Source organism: Sphingobacterium sp. UGAL515B_05, assembly GCF_033097525.1.
Lineage (GTDB): Bacteria > Bacteroidota > Bacteroidia > Sphingobacteriales > Sphingobacteriaceae > Sphingobacterium.
Genome location: NZ_CP109907.1, coordinates 2,928,946 through 2,945,103, shown reverse-complemented (window position 1 = coordinate 2,945,103; position 16,158 = coordinate 2,928,946). Strand labels below are relative to the sequence as shown.

Sequence of the window (16,158 nt, the reverse complement as noted above, 5' to 3'; positions counted from 1 at the left end):
TCCATGGAAGATTCCAACACTGTATATCCAGAAATTCTCAAACGAAATAGTTTAAAAGTTACCCAACCCCGGTTGAAGGTACTTGATATTATTTCGAGGAAAGAGTCTGCAATTTCGCAGCCGGAACTGGAGAAATTACTGGGCAAGGATATTGACCGTGTCACATTATACCGGGTGTTAGCCAGCTTTGAAGAGAAAGGGATTATCCATAAAATCTTTGATCTACATGGTACAGCTACTTACGCTATGTGTTCGACAAACTGTTCAGAACATGATCATCATGACCAACACGTACATTTTATTTGCCGGGTATGCAATTCTGTGTACTGTCTGGAAGATATGACCTTACCAAAAGTATCGATCCCACAAGGCTTTAGTCTCGAAGCGATAGCCGTCAATGCACTCGGTGTGTGCAATCATTGCAAAAAGTAAATCAGGCTGTACGAATCCAAAACTATTTTTCGGCTGAACTGTCTATTCCTTGGCTATCGGAAGATGCTCCGTTTAGCTCCTTATTGTCCTGTCAAATGCAGTTTTTTTCGTATATTGTATTGGCATCGATCTTGATGTACAGCGCTCGTAATCTGTGATAAAAACTGGTTTTTCAAAATCCATTATCGTAGCCAGTCAAAGGATCCATTGGGCTGTCAAAGACCGATGTAAATGAATAATAATAAATAATAAGTGAATGAAAACAAGAAAAGAAAATCCATATAAAGAGGTCTTAACACAACTGATCATCGATATCTTCGAAAAATCGGGCAATAAGCCGCTCAACTATAAACAAGTTTCGTCAAAACTGAATCTTACCGATAACGACTCAAAAGTCGCTATAGCCGATATTTTACATGATAATGTAAGAAATGGGCTTTTTATTGAGGTCGAGCGCGGCAAATTTAATCTGAAGCAACTTAAAGTTTATGTCACAGGAAAGGTAGATATGACTGCCGATGGCTCCGCCTATGTGATTCCTGATGATGAATTTGAAAACGATATTTATATCGCTCCGCGGAAACTTAGACAGGCACTCCATGGCGATATTGTGAAGGTCCATACCTTCGAAAAAAGAAAAGGTGGCCGTAAGAAAGAGGGTGAAGTCGTTGAAATTCTGCAAAGGGCCAAGACTGATTTCACAGGAACGATCAGCATCTCCAACAATTTTGCTTTTTTTATTGCGGACGACCGCAAGATGCTACACGACATTTTTATTCCCTTGGACAATCTGAATGGGGCCAAGGATAAAGAAAAAGTGGTCGTTTCGATTATCGACTGGCCAAGCGGGAGCAAAAATCCTGTCGGAACAGTAAAACATGTTTTGGGTACCAAAGGGGAAAATAACACCGAGATGAACGCTATTTTGGCCGATTATGGTTTCCCATTGGAGTTCCCGAAAAAAGTTGAAGCTGAAGCCAATCAGATTTCGGAAAAAATAAGCAAGGAGGAAATTGCAAAGCGGCGTGATTTTAGAAACGTTACGACCTTTACCATTGACCCGGCAGATGCAAAAGATTTTGATGACGCCATCTCCTTCCAAAAATTAGAGAATGGCAACTATGAGATTGGTGTTCACATCGCCGATGTTTCGCATTTTGTGATACCCGACACAGAATTGGATAAAGAAGCATTCAACCGTGGTACATCGGTCTATTTGGTGGACCGTGTTATCCCGATGCTTCCGGAGCGTCTTTCTAATGGCGTTTGTTCCTTACGTCCACATGAAGATAAACTTTGCTTTTCGGCTGTTTTTGAATTGGACGAAAAAGCCAATGTGCACCATCAATGGTTCGGCCGTACGATTATCCATTCGGACCGACGTTTCAGTTATGAGGAAGCGCAGGAGGTGATTGAAACGAAATCGGGTGATTTCAGTGAAGAGATCCTAAAATTAAATGAACTGGCATATATTCTGCGGGAGCGTAAATTTAAGAATGGTGCAATAGCCTTTGAAAGTGAAGAGGTAAAATTCACCTTGGATGAAAATGGAAAACCTACAGGGGTATACACCAAAGTCCGTAAAGATGCGCACAAGCTGATTGAAGATTTTATGTTATTGGCCAACCGGAAGGTTGCCGAGTTTATTGGTAAACAAGGCCGTGGAAAAAACAAGCTTACTTTTGTATACCGGTTCCACGATGTTCCTAATCCGGAGACGCTGACAACTTTCTCTCAATTTGCAGCGCGGTTTGGCCATAAATTGACCATCAAAACGGATAAGGAAACAGCTAAATCTTTAAATGCGCTGATGACAAAGATAGAAGGTAGCAAAGAACAAAATATGCTGACTTCACTTGCGGTACGTTCGATGGCCAAAGCGATCTATACGACAAAGAAGACAAGTCACTATGGACTTGCATTCGATTATTATACCCATTTCACCTCGCCTATCCGTCGTTATCCCGATGTGATGGTACACCGTCTTTTACAATTCTATCTGGAGGGCGGTACCAAAATCAATGCGGAGCATTACGAAAAAATGGCCGAACATTCTTCCCAAATGGAGAAAAAAGCCGCTGAAGCAGAACGTGCATCGATTAAGTACAAACAGGCCGAATACTTGCAGGATCAGATCGGCACCGAATATACCGGTATTGTTTCGGGTGTTACCGAATGGGGTATGTATGTGGAGATTGAAGAGAACAAATGCGAGGGAATGGTCAGACTTCGGGATATCACCGATGACTTTTACGTCCTTGACGAGAAGAACTATGCGATCATTGGGCAAAGGAAGAAAAAGAAATTCCAGTTGGGTGATGAGGTTCAAATCCGCGTAAAGAAAGTGGATCTGGATAAAAGGCAGATTGATTTTACGTTGTTGTCCTAAAAATAAATCTGCAATAATTGGCAGCGTATTAAGCTCATCCAATTGGATATACGACAAAAAAGCGGTATTGGTTAAAGTCAATACCGCTTTTTTTTGAATAAGAAAGGAAAAACTTATTGTTTCGTTCCTTCAAAAGTGAAAAAGACCTCATTTTCAGTAGTTTTCTTTCCTTGGCAAAGAAGTGTCTTTTTTTCCACATCAAATAAAAATGATCCTTCTGGAGAAACACCAGCCGTTTGAATTGCAATGTTCATATTATTGATAACCTTAAACTCTTTTGCTGGTATTTTTAGCGCTTTGTCTCCAATCTCAACTTTCAAAGTATTGTCAGAAATTTTTGTAACCGTCAAGGTTTTATCAAACATCGGTCCGCTTGTATTCGATAGATCTAAACTACCCTTGTAAGTACCAACAGCTGCATCGATGCTTCCACCTGTTTGAATAGGTTCATCTTTATCCTTTGAGCATCCAACAAAAGCGAAGGTTACCAAGGCCAATACCACTGCATACATTAATCTCATTTTGATTTTCATAATTTGAATACATTAATTTGTTTCTACTAAATATTTACACGTTTTTATCAAACGCTTTGCCAAACAGAACGCAAAAACATGCAGGAAGTGCAATATACCTGAAAACCAGTAGAAGAGAAATTTAAAAAAGGGCTGTTTTTTAAACAGTATTAAACAGAGAAAGAACAGCTTAGAGCAGAAATAAGAAAAAACCGTCCCTCCCGTTATTCTACTCTTGAACCATCCTTTAACCGTCTATATTTTTGTACAACCACCAATTAGGGGTTAACTCTCCAATTTTGCAATATATGACAGTTTAGGTGGGTTAAACGTAGAGGGTGACCATGTCATTAGGATGGTAGGGCAATAAAGAAGCATGAAGAGGTAATAAAGAAGCCATAGGATATTCAAGAAAAGAGCAGCGCCAATTCAAAAAATAATCTAAATTTTATACACTAACTATTTCATATTCAAAAGGGAATCAGTATCTTTGCGAACTTAAAATAATTTAGGTATAAAATTTATAAACAAAAACAGGTAAATGCCTACTATTCAACAATTAGTTAGAAAAGGTAGAGTAGCTCTGGTTGATAAGAGTAAGTCACCAGCGTTGGACTCATGTCCACAGCGAAGAGGTGTATGTACACGTGTATATACTACTACCCCTAAAAAACCAAACTCAGCAATGCGTAAAGTAGCTCGTGTACGTTTAACAAACGGTAAAGAGGTCAACGCTTACATCCCTGGAGAAGGTCACAACTTACAAGAGCACTCGATCGTATTGATCCGTGGTGGTCGTGTTAAAGATTTACCAGGTGTGCGTTACCACATCATCCGTGGTGCATTAGATACTTCAGGTGTAGCAGGTCGTAACCAACGTCGTTCTAAATACGGAACTAAGCGTCCTAAACCAGGACAAGCAGCTGCAGCTCCAGCAAAAGGTAAAAAGAAATAATTAAACGGAGGAAAGAAAAATGAGAAAGTCAAAACCGAAAAAGAGAATCATTTTACCTGATCCAAAGTTTAATGACGTTCAGGTAACACGTTTCGTAAACAATATGATGGTAGATGGTAAAAAATCTATCGCTTATGCTATTTTTTACGATGCAGTAGAATTAGTAGAACAAAAAACACAAGAAAGCGGTCTTGAAGCTTGGAAAAAAGCTTTAAACAACGTTATGCCTGCTGTTGAAGTTAAATCACGCCGTGTGGGTGGTGCTAACTTCCAAGTTCCTATGGAAGTTCGTCCAGAGCGTAAAATCGCTTTAGGTATGAAATGGTTAATTTCGTACGCTCGTAAACGTGGTGAAAAAACAATGTTCGAGAAATTAGCAGGAGAAATCATTTCAGCTTCTAAAGGTGAAGGTGCTGCTGTTAAGAAGAAAGAAGATACGCACAAAATGGCGGAAGCTAACAAAGCGTTCTCACACTTCAGATTCTAATTTTGAAGACATTCAAAAAAATATGATTACACCGACCTCCGATAAAAGAACAATCCTTTATCAAGGTCGGTGTACTTATTTAACATTACATTTAAACACATAAGGCCATGCATGGCCAGTTGCTTAAAAATATTATGGCAAGAGATTTAAAATTCACTAGAAATATCGGTATCGCTGCTCACATCGATGCTGGTAAAACTACAACAACTGAGCGTATCCTTTATTACTCAGGTGTAAACCACAAAATTGGTGAAGTTCACGAAGGTGCTTCAACAATGGACTGGATGGAGCAAGAAGCTGAGCGTGGTATCACAATCACTTCTGCTGCTACAACCGTATTTTGGAACTACCGTAACAACAAATACCAAGTAAACGTAATCGATACTCCTGGACACGTGGATTTCACGGTTGAGGTAAACCGTTCTTTACGTGTACTAGACGGATTAGTTTTCTTATTCTCTGCGGTTGATGGTGTTGAGCCTCAATCTGAAACAAACTGGCGTTTAGCTGACGGTTACAAAGTACCTCGTATTGGTTTCGTAAATAAAATGGACCGTTCAGGAGCTGACTTCTTGAAAGTTGTAAAACAAGTAAAAGACATGTTAGGTTCTGATGCTGTAGCTTTACAATTACCTATCGGTGCTGAAGATACATTCAAAGGTGTGGTTGACTTGATCAACAACCGTGGTATCGTTTGGAACGAGCATGATAAAGGGATGACCTTCACTGAAGTGCCTATTCCTGATGATATGTTGGATGAGGTTGCTGAATACCGTGAGAAATTATTAGAAGCAGTAGCTGGTTACGATGAGTCTTTGATGGAGAAATTCTTCGAAGATCCAGATTCATTGACTGAGCGCGAAATCTTAAATGCATTACGTGCTGCTGTATTGGATAACTCCATCGTTCCTATGGTTTGTGGTTCATCTTTCAAAAACAAAGGTGTTCAAACCATGTTAGACCTAGTAATGGAATTATTACCTTCACCTCTAGATGTAGAGGCTGTAAAAGGTACTAACCCTGATACTGGTGAAGAAATCGAGCGTAAACCATCTGTTAGCGAGCCTTTCGCAGCTTTAGGTTTTAAAATTGCGACAGACCCATTCGTAGGTCGTTTATGTTTCATCCGTGCTTACTCTGGTAAATTAGATGCAGGTTCTTATGTATTGAACACACGTTCAGGAAACAAAGAGCGTATCTCTCGTATCTTCCAAATGCACGCGAACAAACAAAACCCTATCCCTTTCATCGAGGCTGGTGATATCGGTGCTGTTGTTGGTTTCAAAGACATCAAAACTGGTGACACACTTTGTGACGAAAAAGCGCCTATCGTATTAGAGTCCATGACTTTCCCTGAGCCAGTAATTGGTTTAGCGATTGAGCCTAAAACTCAAGCTGACGTGGATAGATTAGGTATTGGTCTTGGTAAATTGGCTGAAGAGGATCCTACATTCGTTGTTAAATCTGATGAAGAGACTGGTCAAACTGTTATCTCAGGTATGGGTGAGCTTCACCTTGAAATCCTAATCGACCGTTTGAAACGTGAATTCAAAGTTGAGGTTAACCAAGGTGCGCCACAAGTAGCATACAAAGAGTCTATCAATGGTTCTACTGAGCACCGTGAGGTATACAAAAAACAATCAGGTGGTCGTGGTAAATTCGCGGATATCAAAGTTGTTATCTCTCCTATCGATGCTGATTACGATACAACAAAATCTGCTCTTCAATTCGTAAACGAAATTGTGGGTGGTGCTATTCCGAAAGAATACATTCCTTCAGTTCAAAAAGGATTTGAGGCATCATTAAATAATGGTGTATTGGCTGGTTATCCACTTTCAGGAATGAAAGTTCGTTTGATCGACGGTTCATTCCACGCAGTCGATTCAGATTCATTGTCTTTCGAATTGGCAGCTAAAATGGCATACCGTGAAGCATTACCAAAATGTTCTCCAGTATTAATGGAGCCAATCATGAAAGTAGAAGTGTTGACTCCAGAAGAAAACATGGGTGATGTTATGGGTGACTTAAACCGTCGTCGTGGTCAAATGCAAGGTTTGGATTCACGTAACGGTGCTCAAGTAATCAAAGCATTGGTTCCACTTTCTGAGATGTTCGGTTACGTAACGCAATTACGTACAATCACTTCAGGCCGTGCAACGTCTACAATGGAATTTGATCACTATGCTGAAGCTCCTCGTAACGTTGCTGATGAGGTGATTGCAAAATCAAAAGGTAAAATCAAAGGTTCTGTAGAATAATATAGAACTCAAAAATAAACCGACCGCTGGTTGTTAATAGCTCTAATCAGCGGTCATTTTTTAATAATATCATATACTATGAGCCAAAGAATCAGAATTAAATTGAAATCTTACGATTACAATTTGGTTGACAAATCAGCTGAAAAAATCGTAAAAACAGTAAAACCTACAGGTGCGGTTGTTAGTGGTCCTATTCCATTGCCTACTGAGAAAAAAATCTATACGGTATTACGTTCACCACACGTTAACAAAAAAGCACGTGAGCAATTCCAATTGTGCGCTTACAAAAGATTGTTGGATATCTATTCATCAAACGCTAAAACTGTTGACGCATTGATGAAACTTGAATTACCTTCAGGTGTTGAAGTAGAAATCAAAGTGTGATAGATTTCAGTCACTGAAAAAAAAAGGGCCTTTCGCAAGAAAAGCCCTTTTTTTATATTTTAACCTAGATTATAACTGATAACCGATTCCAATTGAAAAAACGCGATTCTTTAAAGAACCTCCTTCACCCCCAGCCATATCAATTAGTCCCAAGCCATATCCACCATTAATCAAAAAGCCATTTGATAGACGATAACCCGCTAAAAAGTTAATTCCGGCATCAAAACGCTTCAATTTATTATCTCCAAAACCGACATCAATTTTCACATTTTCTGCTTTGGCTTTTGCGGACAGCCCTAATCCAGCATATGGTCCAGCTCCTAAGAAAACATTTCCAGAATTTCCTGTGGGAATACTATATACAAAATTTACAGGTAACTCTAGATACATTAAGTCTAATTTCACATTATTTCCCAATTCTTCAAAGTCAATAAGTGTCAATCCTTTCCCGCCTTTACCTTGAAGCGATAAACCAGGTTGTATAGAAAAATTATTTGCCAAAGGAGCGTCTAAGTAGCCCGTCAAATAAAATGAAGTAGATGATTCTGTCGAAACAGATACACTTCCTAATGACGCGGTCATTTTAGGAAAAGTTGCACCAGCCTTAAAACCATAAGAAGTCTGTGCTTTTGCACCAGTAATAAAACATACTAGCGCAGCGATTGAGAGTAACTTTCTTTTCATTAACAATAAATTATATATAAAACGAAAATAGGTTAAAATTCCCTGAAATACAAGAGAAAATAGTTATCCATTTATTAAACAACCCAACATATATCGACAACACACTTCAAACTGATATTCAGATTTTTCGACATGTGGAATCAATCCTTTTGCTAAGTCAAAATCTGGAAATTTGTATGAAGGTATAGCTCTTGTCGATCCAGTGTTACTAAGCTATCCGAACCTTATTTCGAAGGATTTAACCTCATTATATAATACCGAAATTAGTTCAAATTCCAATAGTAGACTTCAAAATGGTAATACCATTCGTATTAAACTTTCAATTCTAAAAAAATTATCCCTTCGTCTCATTTTCTTCTATAATCTTCTTTTCAAGAAGATTTAACGTCCCAAATAAATCCTTATATACCTCATCTTTACTATCTTCTTCCCCTAAAAGAAATCCCCAAGGTTTAAGTTCTTTGATCCGGTCCATCACAATCTTAACGATAGCCAAAATAGGAATCGCCAAAAACATACCGGAAATACCCCATACCATTTCGCCAATAATAATGGAGAGCATCGCAAACAGCGAATTAACTTTCACCTTAGAACCCACAATCTTAGGAACAATAAAATTACTGTCGATCATATGTATGATAATGAGGGCTATGATGACCAGGACGACATGGGTAAAAGAAGATGTTGCAAACGTCAGAATAGCTATGATGAGCATGGAAGAGAAAATACCAACATAAGGTAGCACATTGAATACACCAGTGATCAATGCCAATAACAGACTATATTTTACCCCAATCAAAGAAAGGACAATAAAGACCAAAAGGGAAACCAAGCTCATTTGGATCAGTAGGCCAATAAGGTATTTTTTGACCACATACTGAACCTGTTGAATGACGTCCAGAACAATAGGTCGGTCCTCTATACGGTTGACAAATAAAAGAAACTTGACAATATGTCCCCTATATATCAGTAAGAAGAATGTGTAAAGAAAGGTAAAAACAAACAGAATAAACATCGACGACAGGGAAACCAATGCAGTACCTAAAAATAAAGTTCCCGAATCAACGGATTTTGAGGCTGTCTTATTGATAAAATCAATCTGATCTTTGTGTTGGATGCCAAACTGTTGGCTCACCCAGGTCTGTAAATTGCCCACGCCATCCATAATCTGTTGCTTAAATGCCGGAAAATCTTCTTTAAGAAGCGTGAGCTGAGAGGCTAATAAGAAAAGTCCGTAGCCCAGTACACCAAAAAAAATAATCACACTGAGTATGCCGGCCAATGTCCTTGGAAAGCGTAACTTCCGCTCCATAAAATTGCTCAACGGTATCAAAAGCAGCGAGAATAGCAAACCCAAAATCATTGGAATCAGTATCGTATCGCCGATCTTCGCCAGATAGCCTAAGAGAAGGATACTAATCAATATACAGGCTAACTTTACATAGAATGGTAGGGAGAGAAATCTTTTCATTGCATATTCTTTTGAATAAAAATAACAATTTCGAATGACTTAGTTTTAGGTAAATAAAAAAGTCCCTACACATGCAGGGACTCTTTCCTCATAATAAGTTTAAGTACTTATATTTCTTATAGTCCAAAACCGATTCCCACAGACCAAACACGGTTTTTAGTTGAAAAGTTAGATACCGGAGACAAGTTTGTTAAACCAAGTCCGTAACCTGCATTGATCTGAAAACCATTAGATAACTGATAACCTGCCAGGAAATTCACGCCAAAATCAGTACGTTTTAACTCAGCACCATCTCCACTACCAAATTCTACATCCTCTTCTGTTTTAACCCCAGCAATATCCCATTTATTTTTACCGCTTAAACCAAAACCTACATATGGGCCAGCGCCTATAAAGAAATTGCCCGCTCCTGCAGGGAATTTAGCAACTGCATTAACTGGGATATCCAACGACATCACGCTTTGTTTGACCTCTCCCGAGTTATTTCCATCACCTGAAGTCCACTTCGCTCCTTTATTTTGCAAAGATAATCCTGGTTGGATGGAGAAATTTGGTGAAATAGGCGCATCCAAATAACCCGTTACAAAAAAGCCCGTATTTGATTCGGAACTTCCATTTTCAAATGAATATTTAGGAATATTTACACCCGCACGTAGTCCGTATCCCAATCCTCCTTGTGCAAAAGCACCCAATGAACCAAATAAAATTGCTGCAGATAATAATAGTTTTTTCATGTTTCCTAATTTAATTTACTTTCTTCTTTTATCACTTCATCTCATAATTTCCTGTACGAGATTTATTAGATTCCCATTTGCAATATCTATTCCAAAATCCATAAATCATTAATTGCCAAAGTAAAACGCGATAAAAATCTGACACTAAACCTTTGGGTATTGTCCAATAAAAGATACAGTAAATGGATTCCACCTACGCTACGGCCTCAACAGCAAAGCTTTAAAGGAGTTCATGTATGGTAAAATATCTTACCACAAAACAAGTTCATTTCCGGTGTCAAAAACTAAGCAATAGTAAGTGCTGGAAAATCTCAAAAGATCCTTCCATTAAAATACCAGCTTGGTTTTCAGACGGATGCTTAAAAACATAAAAGTTTTATCATAAAGATTTTTTAATTCCAATTATAAGTTTTATTTTTGCAGACCTTCAAAAGGAAAAAAATAGGGTCGGATGGCCGAGTGGCTAGGCTGAGGTCTGCAAAACCTCCTACAGCGGTTCGAATCCGCTTCCGACCTCGTTTTATTTTAAACAATAAAAATATTATCAAAATGGGAGTTACACGTTTAAAAAGAAAAGATAGAAGAAATAAAACTGTTTCACGTGTTGAAGTTCAGTTTTTGAAATTAGGAACTAACGTAGAGTTAGGTTCTAGATCAAAAATGAAAGCTAGCAACCAAATCGTTAAAAACGATGCTATCTTAAATCAATTAGCTTCAGAAGCTAAATAGTAAGAAGAATTTAATAGCCTTTAAAGTACTACTTTAAAGGCTTTTTAATAGGTCCACCATTTGGTGGACTTTTTCTTTTGAGCTCATCCACTGTGCCTCATCCATTCCATTGACCTGACTCTGGTTAAACCTCATCTTCGACACATGCAATTCTTTCGCCGAGCTATGTATTGCAACTGCCCCAGTTTGCGCTAAAATATGAACGATATTAACTGCATCTACACCTGCGCCAGGCATAATCACAACACGGCCATTTGCCTGTTGAACTAATTGCTTGAGTAATGGAGCTCCAGCTAAAGCAGAATTTTGCAGACCGGATGTCAAAATGCGGTCTATCCCCAGTTCGATGACATCTTCCAATGCCTGAAAGGGATCTTTCACGCGATCAAAAGCTCTATGAAAGGTAACATGCATGGGACGCGCAGCTTCCACCAATCGCAAAGTATTCACTTTATCCACCGTACCATCTGCGTTAAGAATACCTATTACAACACCATCTATCCCCAATTCCTTGCACAACTGAATATCTGCAATCATTTCTAAGATCTCGGTCTCTGTATAAAGGAAATCACCTCCACGCGGCCTGATAAGCACATGAATACCAATATTCACCAGTTCCCGCACTAACTGCAACTGACCAAACGAAGGTGTAGTCCCTCCATTTTCCAAATTTTGACAAAACTCTACCCGGGTCGCACCTCCTTGTTCCGCTTCAATTGCTGATGCTACGGAATTTGAACAGATTTCTAATTGGTAATTTCCAATTGCCTTTTCCTTCATTATATTATATCTTAAGCTATTTTTCGTTTACGCGAATAACGTAAAAAAAAAGCAAATAACCTACTCCCCCACGACGGTGAAAATAGTGCAAGCATTAGAAAAGACGCCAGCTAAAAAGATACTTTCTCTGCGTGGGAAATTTGCTTCCAGACAAAGATCTACAGCTTTAGCTTATAATGATGCACCTCTACTTTTTTCCACTTCCAATCTGGCCCTTTTGAGGTATTCATGCCATCTGACAGCTCCCTTGAAGAAGGTGGATCTAAGAAACGCTCCCGTTTAATATAAGTTGGTAGTTGGAAGCCAGGCGATGTATTTAGCGTTTCAAAACATTCCCGCGCGAGTTTCATGATGTCATTCCGATTTTCTGCATTGCTTTCAATTCGACTTCCTATATAAGATGTCGGACCATACAATTGCTCATAAATTGCTGAATCTTCAAAAGGTTTGAATTTCAGACGCATCATTATTTGTACCAATAGAGCATACAAATCATTGTCCGTTGGTGTCAGAACCAACTTATCCAACACCTTTGGTATCAACTCCCACATCATCAATTCAACTGCTAAATCTTTGGTGTTCTCGCCAATGAAATCGAGTGTAGGCCACATCTGGTCTACATATCGTACAACAGAATCTCTACTTCCATGCAAAGCAACCAACTGTCTATTGCTCCAATATTCCAGCGGTATGTCCCGTCGATAAAAGACTCCAAATATATGTTGACCTTTCAACCGCCCCAAGGAACCACAATTTTGCATCTCAAACTCAGGTGCAAGCATACAGTAACTAAACATATCACGCGTATTTAGCGTTTTAAATGTTTGTACCGAAAGAGGATTCCATAAAGCAGGATAACGTTCCCTATCCAAACTATCTTCTCCTGACACCAATCTATACACGTAATAGTCTTTCAGTAATATTCGCAAGATTGCTTCACGACCACCAAGGGGATAATTTCTAGACTTACTCTTCCCCATTCTTCCGAGATACCTGGGCAACTGATCGTTTATAAATTTTGTAGAATCTTTCAGCTTATATTGCCCATGACACATGGCCAAGCTGCATACCAACAGCAGTGCTAAAAAAAGGACATAGTACCTCCTCTTCTTAAAGAAATCAACAAAACTAGATGCTAACATAGTTAATACATTTACACTGTATTGGCTGCAATACAGCATATTAAATATACTTAAAATTAAATAGTATTAAATAAATTAGGTTTCAAAAAAATCTACGATTTGAAAACGGGACCAAAAACCGAAAAAACTCAGTTCCGTTTTAAGCTCAGTCTCTTCTTTTATATACAAAAGTCATAACCGAATTTTAGACATGTAAAACATTCGGCTGAACTATTTGTATATACCTTACATGCTTTTATTTAAATAACTAAAAACCAAGCGCATACATTTTTAAGTAAAATATCATGGCAATTATATCAAAAAACATGGAGACCCAAGAAAAGATTATCAGTACTTTTGAAGAGCTCCAAAAAGCTATATATGACCTGAAACATCAAATTGTTGAATTTGAATTACTTTTTAATCAGGCCTGCAACAGACATATTGACTCCAATTTCCAAAAGGAATGGTTGCTGGACCGAATATCTTCACGTCATGATATGATTACACTTCGACATGATGCCATGCTGCTTATTCGGGACACTGTGTCTGCGTTCCGGGATTTCGACGGTTATTTTCTAGATCTCAAACAGCTACTCCAATCGATCGAGTTACTCATGCTCAACCATGCCGATGAGGAAGAGTATGAAATTGCAGCTATTATCAAAAAATGGTATGAAAAATTTGCCCAAGCGATTGATTTCGTTGGTGACTTAACCTATTAAGTCGCCGTTTTATTATACTTTTGCAGCATTGTAAAATATTGAGAAATGCGCAAACCACCAGCTATCGTAGACTTACACACCGACACCTTTCTTGACGATTGGGAAGATTATTCGCCAGAGGAGCTCTTACAAGAATCCATTGATTTTATGCGATCTAATCTAGATGCAGCTATTTATTGGGAAATGAACGAAATAAAGTTTATTCATGGCAAAGGAAAAGGAATGTTAAAAAAAATGGTTTTTGAAGAGTTGCAAGAGTACAAAGCTCATGGCTCCATTGAGCGCTATTACACCTCCTACCAAAATGAAGATATTGTAGTCGTTGTCATAGGGATTTAAAAAGGCTACCTTTTCAGATAGCCTTTGTATCATGTTATGCTATTTAATAGCTGGAGTAATAATCACTTTTCGGAATTCCACGGGACCATGATCCCCTTGGAAATAAATTGGTCCCGGCTCTGCCTCTTTACTATCCAAAGCACCGCCCGTTATACCAGGGATTTCTTGGTTACTGATAACTGTCTTTCCGTTTGCCACAACCGTCACTAGACGTCCCACCAATGTAATATCATAGGTTTGCCATTCTCCGGCTCCTTTATTGACCATTTCATTTGCAGCTAAAAAGCCGTATACCCCTGCGAAAAGCACAGCATTAGGATGCGCGTCTTTTGGACTATCTTCTATCTGAACCTCATAACGGCCTCTTAAGTAGACACCACTATTACTTCCTGCTGGAATTTTAAATTCAACATGTAATTTAAAATCTTCAAATTTTTGCTCAGAGACCAAATTAGAACCAGATTGCGGGCTAGTCAAAATTCCGTTTTTCACCACCCACTGATTCGTTTTACCAGTAGCTTTCCATCCGGTCAGATCCTTGCCGTTGAACAACTGAATGGGCTTACCCCATTTTACTGCAGCTGTTCGCTTCAGTTCCGGAGCACGAACACCTTTAAAGCGATATGTTTTCCCATCAGGCTCTGTTATTGTCCCTTGCAATACACCGTTTACAACCTCTCCTTCAACACTTAGATTCATCTTTCCGCCTTCCCATTGCGGTGGGATAGCAAATCTAAACTTTCCTTTCTCATAAAACACCTGCGAAACTGGCCGAGCACTTCCGGAAGTACTCACATAATGACCGACTAAAGTTCTATAGCCCGACAATTTTACCTCCAACCAGGATGGTGCAGGGGTACCATTAATATCAACTTCGATGTCCCATCGACCAATCAGCTCTTTGCCTTCTACGTCTTGTTGATAATGGATGGATTCTCCGATTGAATGTTTAGCAAAGGTTACTTGCGGTAATGCACAAGAGGCCAAAATTCCTAAAAGAAATGCCGCTTTTCTGTTCATATTATTTATGTTTATATTCTAATTGACAATAAATTTCAAGCAATTTAACTGTTTAACAGCGGGTTTACAAGGATATAATGTTAAAAAATGCGAAGAATGCACCCGGCCGCAGGCTCTCCCCTCCTGCCCTGAAACAAAAAAAAGCCCTAACTTTCGTTAGAGCTTTTTTAGTCGGGGTGGCAGGATTGACTCAGTCCCACTTTCCCCAAACACAACCCTGAGCCTCCTACGGATCGAACCTCCTAATATCCTAAAGGTCGTAGGTTCGCCTTCCTACCTTGAAACGAAAAAAGCCCTAACTTTCGTTAGAGCTTTTTTAGTCGGGGTGGCAGGATTCGAACCTACGACCTCCACATCCCAAATGTGGCGCGATACCGGGCTACGCTACACCCCGAAAAGGTATCACCTTTGTTTTGTGTGGCACAAAAGTAAACTAAAAATATGTTTTTTTCAAAAATATTCTTCACATAACACCTAACAAGCTGACTTATTGTAAAATAATTTACAAAACATTTAAAACACATGTCAATTTCGATCCAATTATAGAAACTAGCATGACTGCCCTGAATAGCGAAGTTAACGCTTAGCTAGCTAAAATAGTGGGATTGGCTGGCCCTGACTGTGTCTCCTCCGGATCAAACCAAATAATATCCTAAAGGTCGTACGTTCGCACCCCACCCTGAAACTAAAAAAGCCCTAACTTTCGTTAGAGCTTTTTTAGTCGGGGTGGCAGGATTGACATGCCCCACTTTCCCCAAACACAACCCTGAGCCTCCTACGGATCGAACCTCCTAATATCTTAAAGGTCGTAGGTTCTCACCCTGCCCTGAAACAAAAAAAGCCCTAACTTTCGTTAGAGCTTTTAAGTCGGGGTGGCAGGATTCGAACCTACGACCTCCACATCCCAAATGTGGCGCGATACCGGGCTACGCTACACCCCGAAAAGGTATCACCTTTGTTTTGTGTGGCACAAATATACGCTTCTTACAAATTATTTGCAAATGAAAAACGCAAAATAAAACTAACAAGTTGTTACATTGCGACATACTGTTTTCTCATATGACGTAGTACCCTCCTTTACAAAATCAAACCCAATGTTATTCTCCATATTCCTTACTCACATAAGGCACCATCCTGT

The 16,158-nt window shown here is 39.0% G+C and carries 16 protein-coding genes and 3 tRNA genes; 10 read left to right on the top strand and 9 right to left on the bottom strand.

Annotation, left to right across the window (positions count from 1 at the left end; translation table 11 throughout):
- Positions 1 to 3: 3 nt before the first annotated feature.
- Both OK025_RS11875 and rnr read left to right on the top strand, forming a co-directional pair.
- Complete coding sequence (locus tag OK025_RS11875; RefSeq protein ID WP_317669603.1) at positions 4 to 432, top strand: Fur family transcriptional regulator; 429 nt, start codon at positions 4 to 6, stop codon at positions 430 to 432.
- Positions 433 to 688: 256 nt separating this feature from the next.
- Positions 689 to 2,821, top strand: coding sequence for a ribonuclease R (gene rnr / locus OK025_RS11870; RefSeq protein WP_317669602.1), 2,133 nt, complete (start codon positions 689 to 691; stop codon positions 2,819 to 2,821).
- A 113-nt stretch (positions 2,822 to 2,934) separates the two neighbouring features.
- On the opposite strand, the gene OK025_RS11865 is transcribed toward rnr, so the two are convergent.
- Positions 2,935 to 3,354 carry a hypothetical protein gene (locus OK025_RS11865; protein WP_182984400.1) on the bottom strand — a complete coding sequence of 140 codons (420 nt, stop codon included), beginning with the start codon at positions 3,352 to 3,354 and terminating at the stop codon, positions 2,935 to 2,937.
- A gap of 520 nt (positions 3,355 to 3,874) precedes the next feature.
- Between OK025_RS11865 and rpsL the strand changes: the two genes are divergently transcribed.
- The 4 genes from rpsL to rpsJ all read left to right on the top strand — a co-directional run bounded on the left by rpsL (position 3,875) and on the right by rpsJ (position 7,417).
- Positions 3,875 to 4,288, top strand: coding sequence for a 30S ribosomal protein S12 (gene rpsL / locus OK025_RS11860; protein WP_002993550.1), 414 nt, complete (start codon positions 3,875 to 3,877; stop codon positions 4,286 to 4,288).
- 19 nt (positions 4,289 to 4,307) lie between these two features.
- Complete coding sequence (gene rpsG / locus OK025_RS11855; RefSeq protein WP_313418733.1) at positions 4,308 to 4,775, top strand: 30S ribosomal protein S7; 468 nt, start codon at positions 4,308 to 4,310, stop codon at positions 4,773 to 4,775.
- 134 nt (positions 4,776 to 4,909) lie between these two features.
- Entirely contained in the window at positions 4,910 to 7,033 is a 2,124-nt protein-coding gene (gene fusA / locus OK025_RS11850) for an elongation factor G (RefSeq protein ID WP_313418732.1), read from the top strand.
- Between the two features lie 78 nt (positions 7,034 to 7,111).
- Positions 7,112 to 7,417 carry a 30S ribosomal protein S10 gene (gene rpsJ / locus OK025_RS11845; protein WP_028070501.1) on the top strand — a complete coding sequence of 102 codons (306 nt, stop codon included), beginning with the start codon at positions 7,112 to 7,114 and terminating at the stop codon, positions 7,415 to 7,417.
- Between the two features lie 69 nt (positions 7,418 to 7,486).
- Here rpsJ and OK025_RS11840 read toward each other — a convergent pair whose 3' ends face one another.
- The 3 genes from OK025_RS11840 to OK025_RS11830 form a co-directional block, all read right to left on the bottom strand.
- The gene (locus OK025_RS11840; protein WP_317669601.1) at positions 7,487 to 8,101 is read right to left on the bottom strand and encodes a porin family protein; all 615 of its coding nucleotides are present in this window, start codon (positions 8,099 to 8,101) and stop codon (positions 7,487 to 7,489) included.
- Positions 8,102 to 8,435: 334 nt separating this feature from the next.
- Positions 8,436 to 9,572 (bottom strand): AI-2E family transporter, encoded by a 1,137-nt coding sequence (locus OK025_RS11835; protein WP_317669600.1) that lies wholly within the window; start codon positions 9,570 to 9,572, stop codon positions 8,436 to 8,438.
- Positions 9,573 to 9,688: 116 nt separating this feature from the next.
- Positions 9,689 to 10,306, bottom strand: coding sequence for a porin family protein (locus OK025_RS11830; RefSeq protein ID WP_317669599.1), 618 nt, complete (start codon positions 10,304 to 10,306; stop codon positions 9,689 to 9,691).
- Between the two features lie 445 nt (positions 10,307 to 10,751).
- On the opposite strand from OK025_RS11830, the gene OK025_RS11825 reads away from it, so the two are divergent.
- Positions 10,752 to 10,822, top strand: a tRNA-Cys gene (locus tag OK025_RS11825).
- Between the two features lie 33 nt (positions 10,823 to 10,855).
- On the top strand, positions 10,856 to 11,035 hold the full coding sequence (locus OK025_RS11820) for a hypothetical protein (RefSeq protein ID WP_046671880.1): 180 nt from the start codon (positions 10,856 to 10,858) through the stop codon (positions 11,033 to 11,035).
- 33 nt (positions 11,036 to 11,068) lie between these two features.
- On the opposite strand, the gene OK025_RS11815 is transcribed toward OK025_RS11820, so the two are convergent.
- Both OK025_RS11815 and OK025_RS11810 read right to left on the bottom strand, forming a co-directional pair.
- Complete coding sequence (locus tag OK025_RS11815; RefSeq protein WP_317669598.1) at positions 11,069 to 11,815, bottom strand: copper homeostasis protein CutC; 747 nt, start codon at positions 11,813 to 11,815, stop codon at positions 11,069 to 11,071.
- Positions 11,816 to 11,973: 158 nt separating this feature from the next.
- Positions 11,974 to 12,957, bottom strand: coding sequence for a hypothetical protein (locus tag OK025_RS11810; protein WP_317669597.1), 984 nt, complete (start codon positions 12,955 to 12,957; stop codon positions 11,974 to 11,976).
- A 284-nt stretch (positions 12,958 to 13,241) separates the two neighbouring features.
- Between OK025_RS11810 and OK025_RS11805 the strand changes: the two genes are divergently transcribed.
- On the top strand, positions 13,242 to 13,661 hold the full coding sequence (locus OK025_RS11805; RefSeq protein WP_075994119.1) for a hypothetical protein: 420 nt from the start codon (positions 13,242 to 13,244) through the stop codon (positions 13,659 to 13,661).
- Between the two features lie 45 nt (positions 13,662 to 13,706).
- On the top strand, positions 13,707 to 14,000 hold the full coding sequence (locus OK025_RS11800; protein ID WP_145328342.1) for a Smr/MutS family protein: 294 nt from the start codon (positions 13,707 to 13,709) through the stop codon (positions 13,998 to 14,000).
- Positions 14,001 to 14,039: 39 nt separating this feature from the next.
- Here OK025_RS11800 and OK025_RS11795 read toward each other — a convergent pair whose 3' ends face one another.
- The 3 genes from OK025_RS11795 to OK025_RS11785 all read right to left on the bottom strand — a co-directional run bounded on the left by OK025_RS11795 (position 14,040) and on the right by OK025_RS11785 (position 15,961).
- Entirely contained in the window at positions 14,040 to 15,020 is a 981-nt protein-coding gene (locus tag OK025_RS11795; RefSeq protein WP_313187608.1) for a DUF1080 domain-containing protein, read from the bottom strand.
- A 320-nt stretch (positions 15,021 to 15,340) separates the two neighbouring features.
- A tRNA-Pro gene (locus tag OK025_RS11790) sits at positions 15,341 to 15,414 on the bottom strand.
- A gap of 473 nt (positions 15,415 to 15,887) precedes the next feature.
- A tRNA-Pro gene (locus OK025_RS11785) sits at positions 15,888 to 15,961 on the bottom strand.
- Between the last annotated feature and the right edge of the window lie 197 nt (positions 15,962 to 16,158).

What these genes read in the sequence shown, in the direction of transcription:
- OK025_RS11815 (WP_317669598.1), bottom strand. Translation starts at nt 11,815, where the DNA reads ATGAAGGAAAAGGCAATTGGAAATTACCAATTAGAAATCTGTTCAAAT.
- OK025_RS11840 (WP_317669601.1), bottom strand. Translation starts at nt 8,101, where the DNA reads ATGAAAAGAAAGTTACTCTCAATCGCTGCGCTAGTATGTTTTATTACT.
- fusA (WP_313418732.1), top strand. Translation starts at nt 4,910, where the DNA reads ATGGCAAGAGATTTAAAATTCACTAGAAATATCGGTATCGCTGCTCAC.
- OK025_RS11875 (WP_317669603.1), top strand. Translation starts at nt 4, where the DNA reads ATGGAAGATTCCAACACTGTATATCCAGAAATTCTCAAACGAAATAGT.
- OK025_RS11795 (WP_313187608.1), bottom strand. Translation starts at nt 15,020, where the DNA reads ATGAACAGAAAAGCGGCATTTCTTTTAGGAATTTTGGCCTCTTGTGCA.
- OK025_RS11810 (WP_317669597.1), bottom strand. Translation starts at nt 12,957, where the DNA reads ATGTTAGCATCTAGTTTTGTTGATTTCTTTAAGAAGAGGAGGTACTAT.
- OK025_RS11820 (WP_046671880.1), top strand. Translation starts at nt 10,856, where the DNA reads ATGGGAGTTACACGTTTAAAAAGAAAAGATAGAAGAAATAAAACTGTT.
- OK025_RS11865 (WP_182984400.1), bottom strand. Translation starts at nt 3,354, where the DNA reads ATGAAAATCAAAATGAGATTAATGTATGCAGTGGTATTGGCCTTGGTA.
- rpsJ (WP_028070501.1), top strand. Translation starts at nt 7,112, where the DNA reads ATGAGCCAAAGAATCAGAATTAAATTGAAATCTTACGATTACAATTTG.
- OK025_RS11805 (WP_075994119.1), top strand. Translation starts at nt 13,242, where the DNA reads ATGGCAATTATATCAAAAAACATGGAGACCCAAGAAAAGATTATCAGT.
- OK025_RS11830 (WP_317669599.1), bottom strand. Translation starts at nt 10,306, where the DNA reads ATGAAAAAACTATTATTATCTGCAGCAATTTTATTTGGTTCATTGGGT.
- OK025_RS11800 (WP_145328342.1), top strand. Translation starts at nt 13,707, where the DNA reads ATGCGCAAACCACCAGCTATCGTAGACTTACACACCGACACCTTTCTT.
- OK025_RS11835 (WP_317669600.1), bottom strand. Translation starts at nt 9,572, where the DNA reads ATGAAAAGATTTCTCTCCCTACCATTCTATGTAAAGTTAGCCTGTATA.
- rnr (WP_317669602.1), top strand. Translation starts at nt 689, where the DNA reads ATGAAAACAAGAAAAGAAAATCCATATAAAGAGGTCTTAACACAACTG.
- rpsL (WP_002993550.1), top strand. Translation starts at nt 3,875, where the DNA reads ATGCCTACTATTCAACAATTAGTTAGAAAAGGTAGAGTAGCTCTGGTT.
- rpsG (WP_313418733.1), top strand. Translation starts at nt 4,308, where the DNA reads ATGAGAAAGTCAAAACCGAAAAAGAGAATCATTTTACCTGATCCAAAG.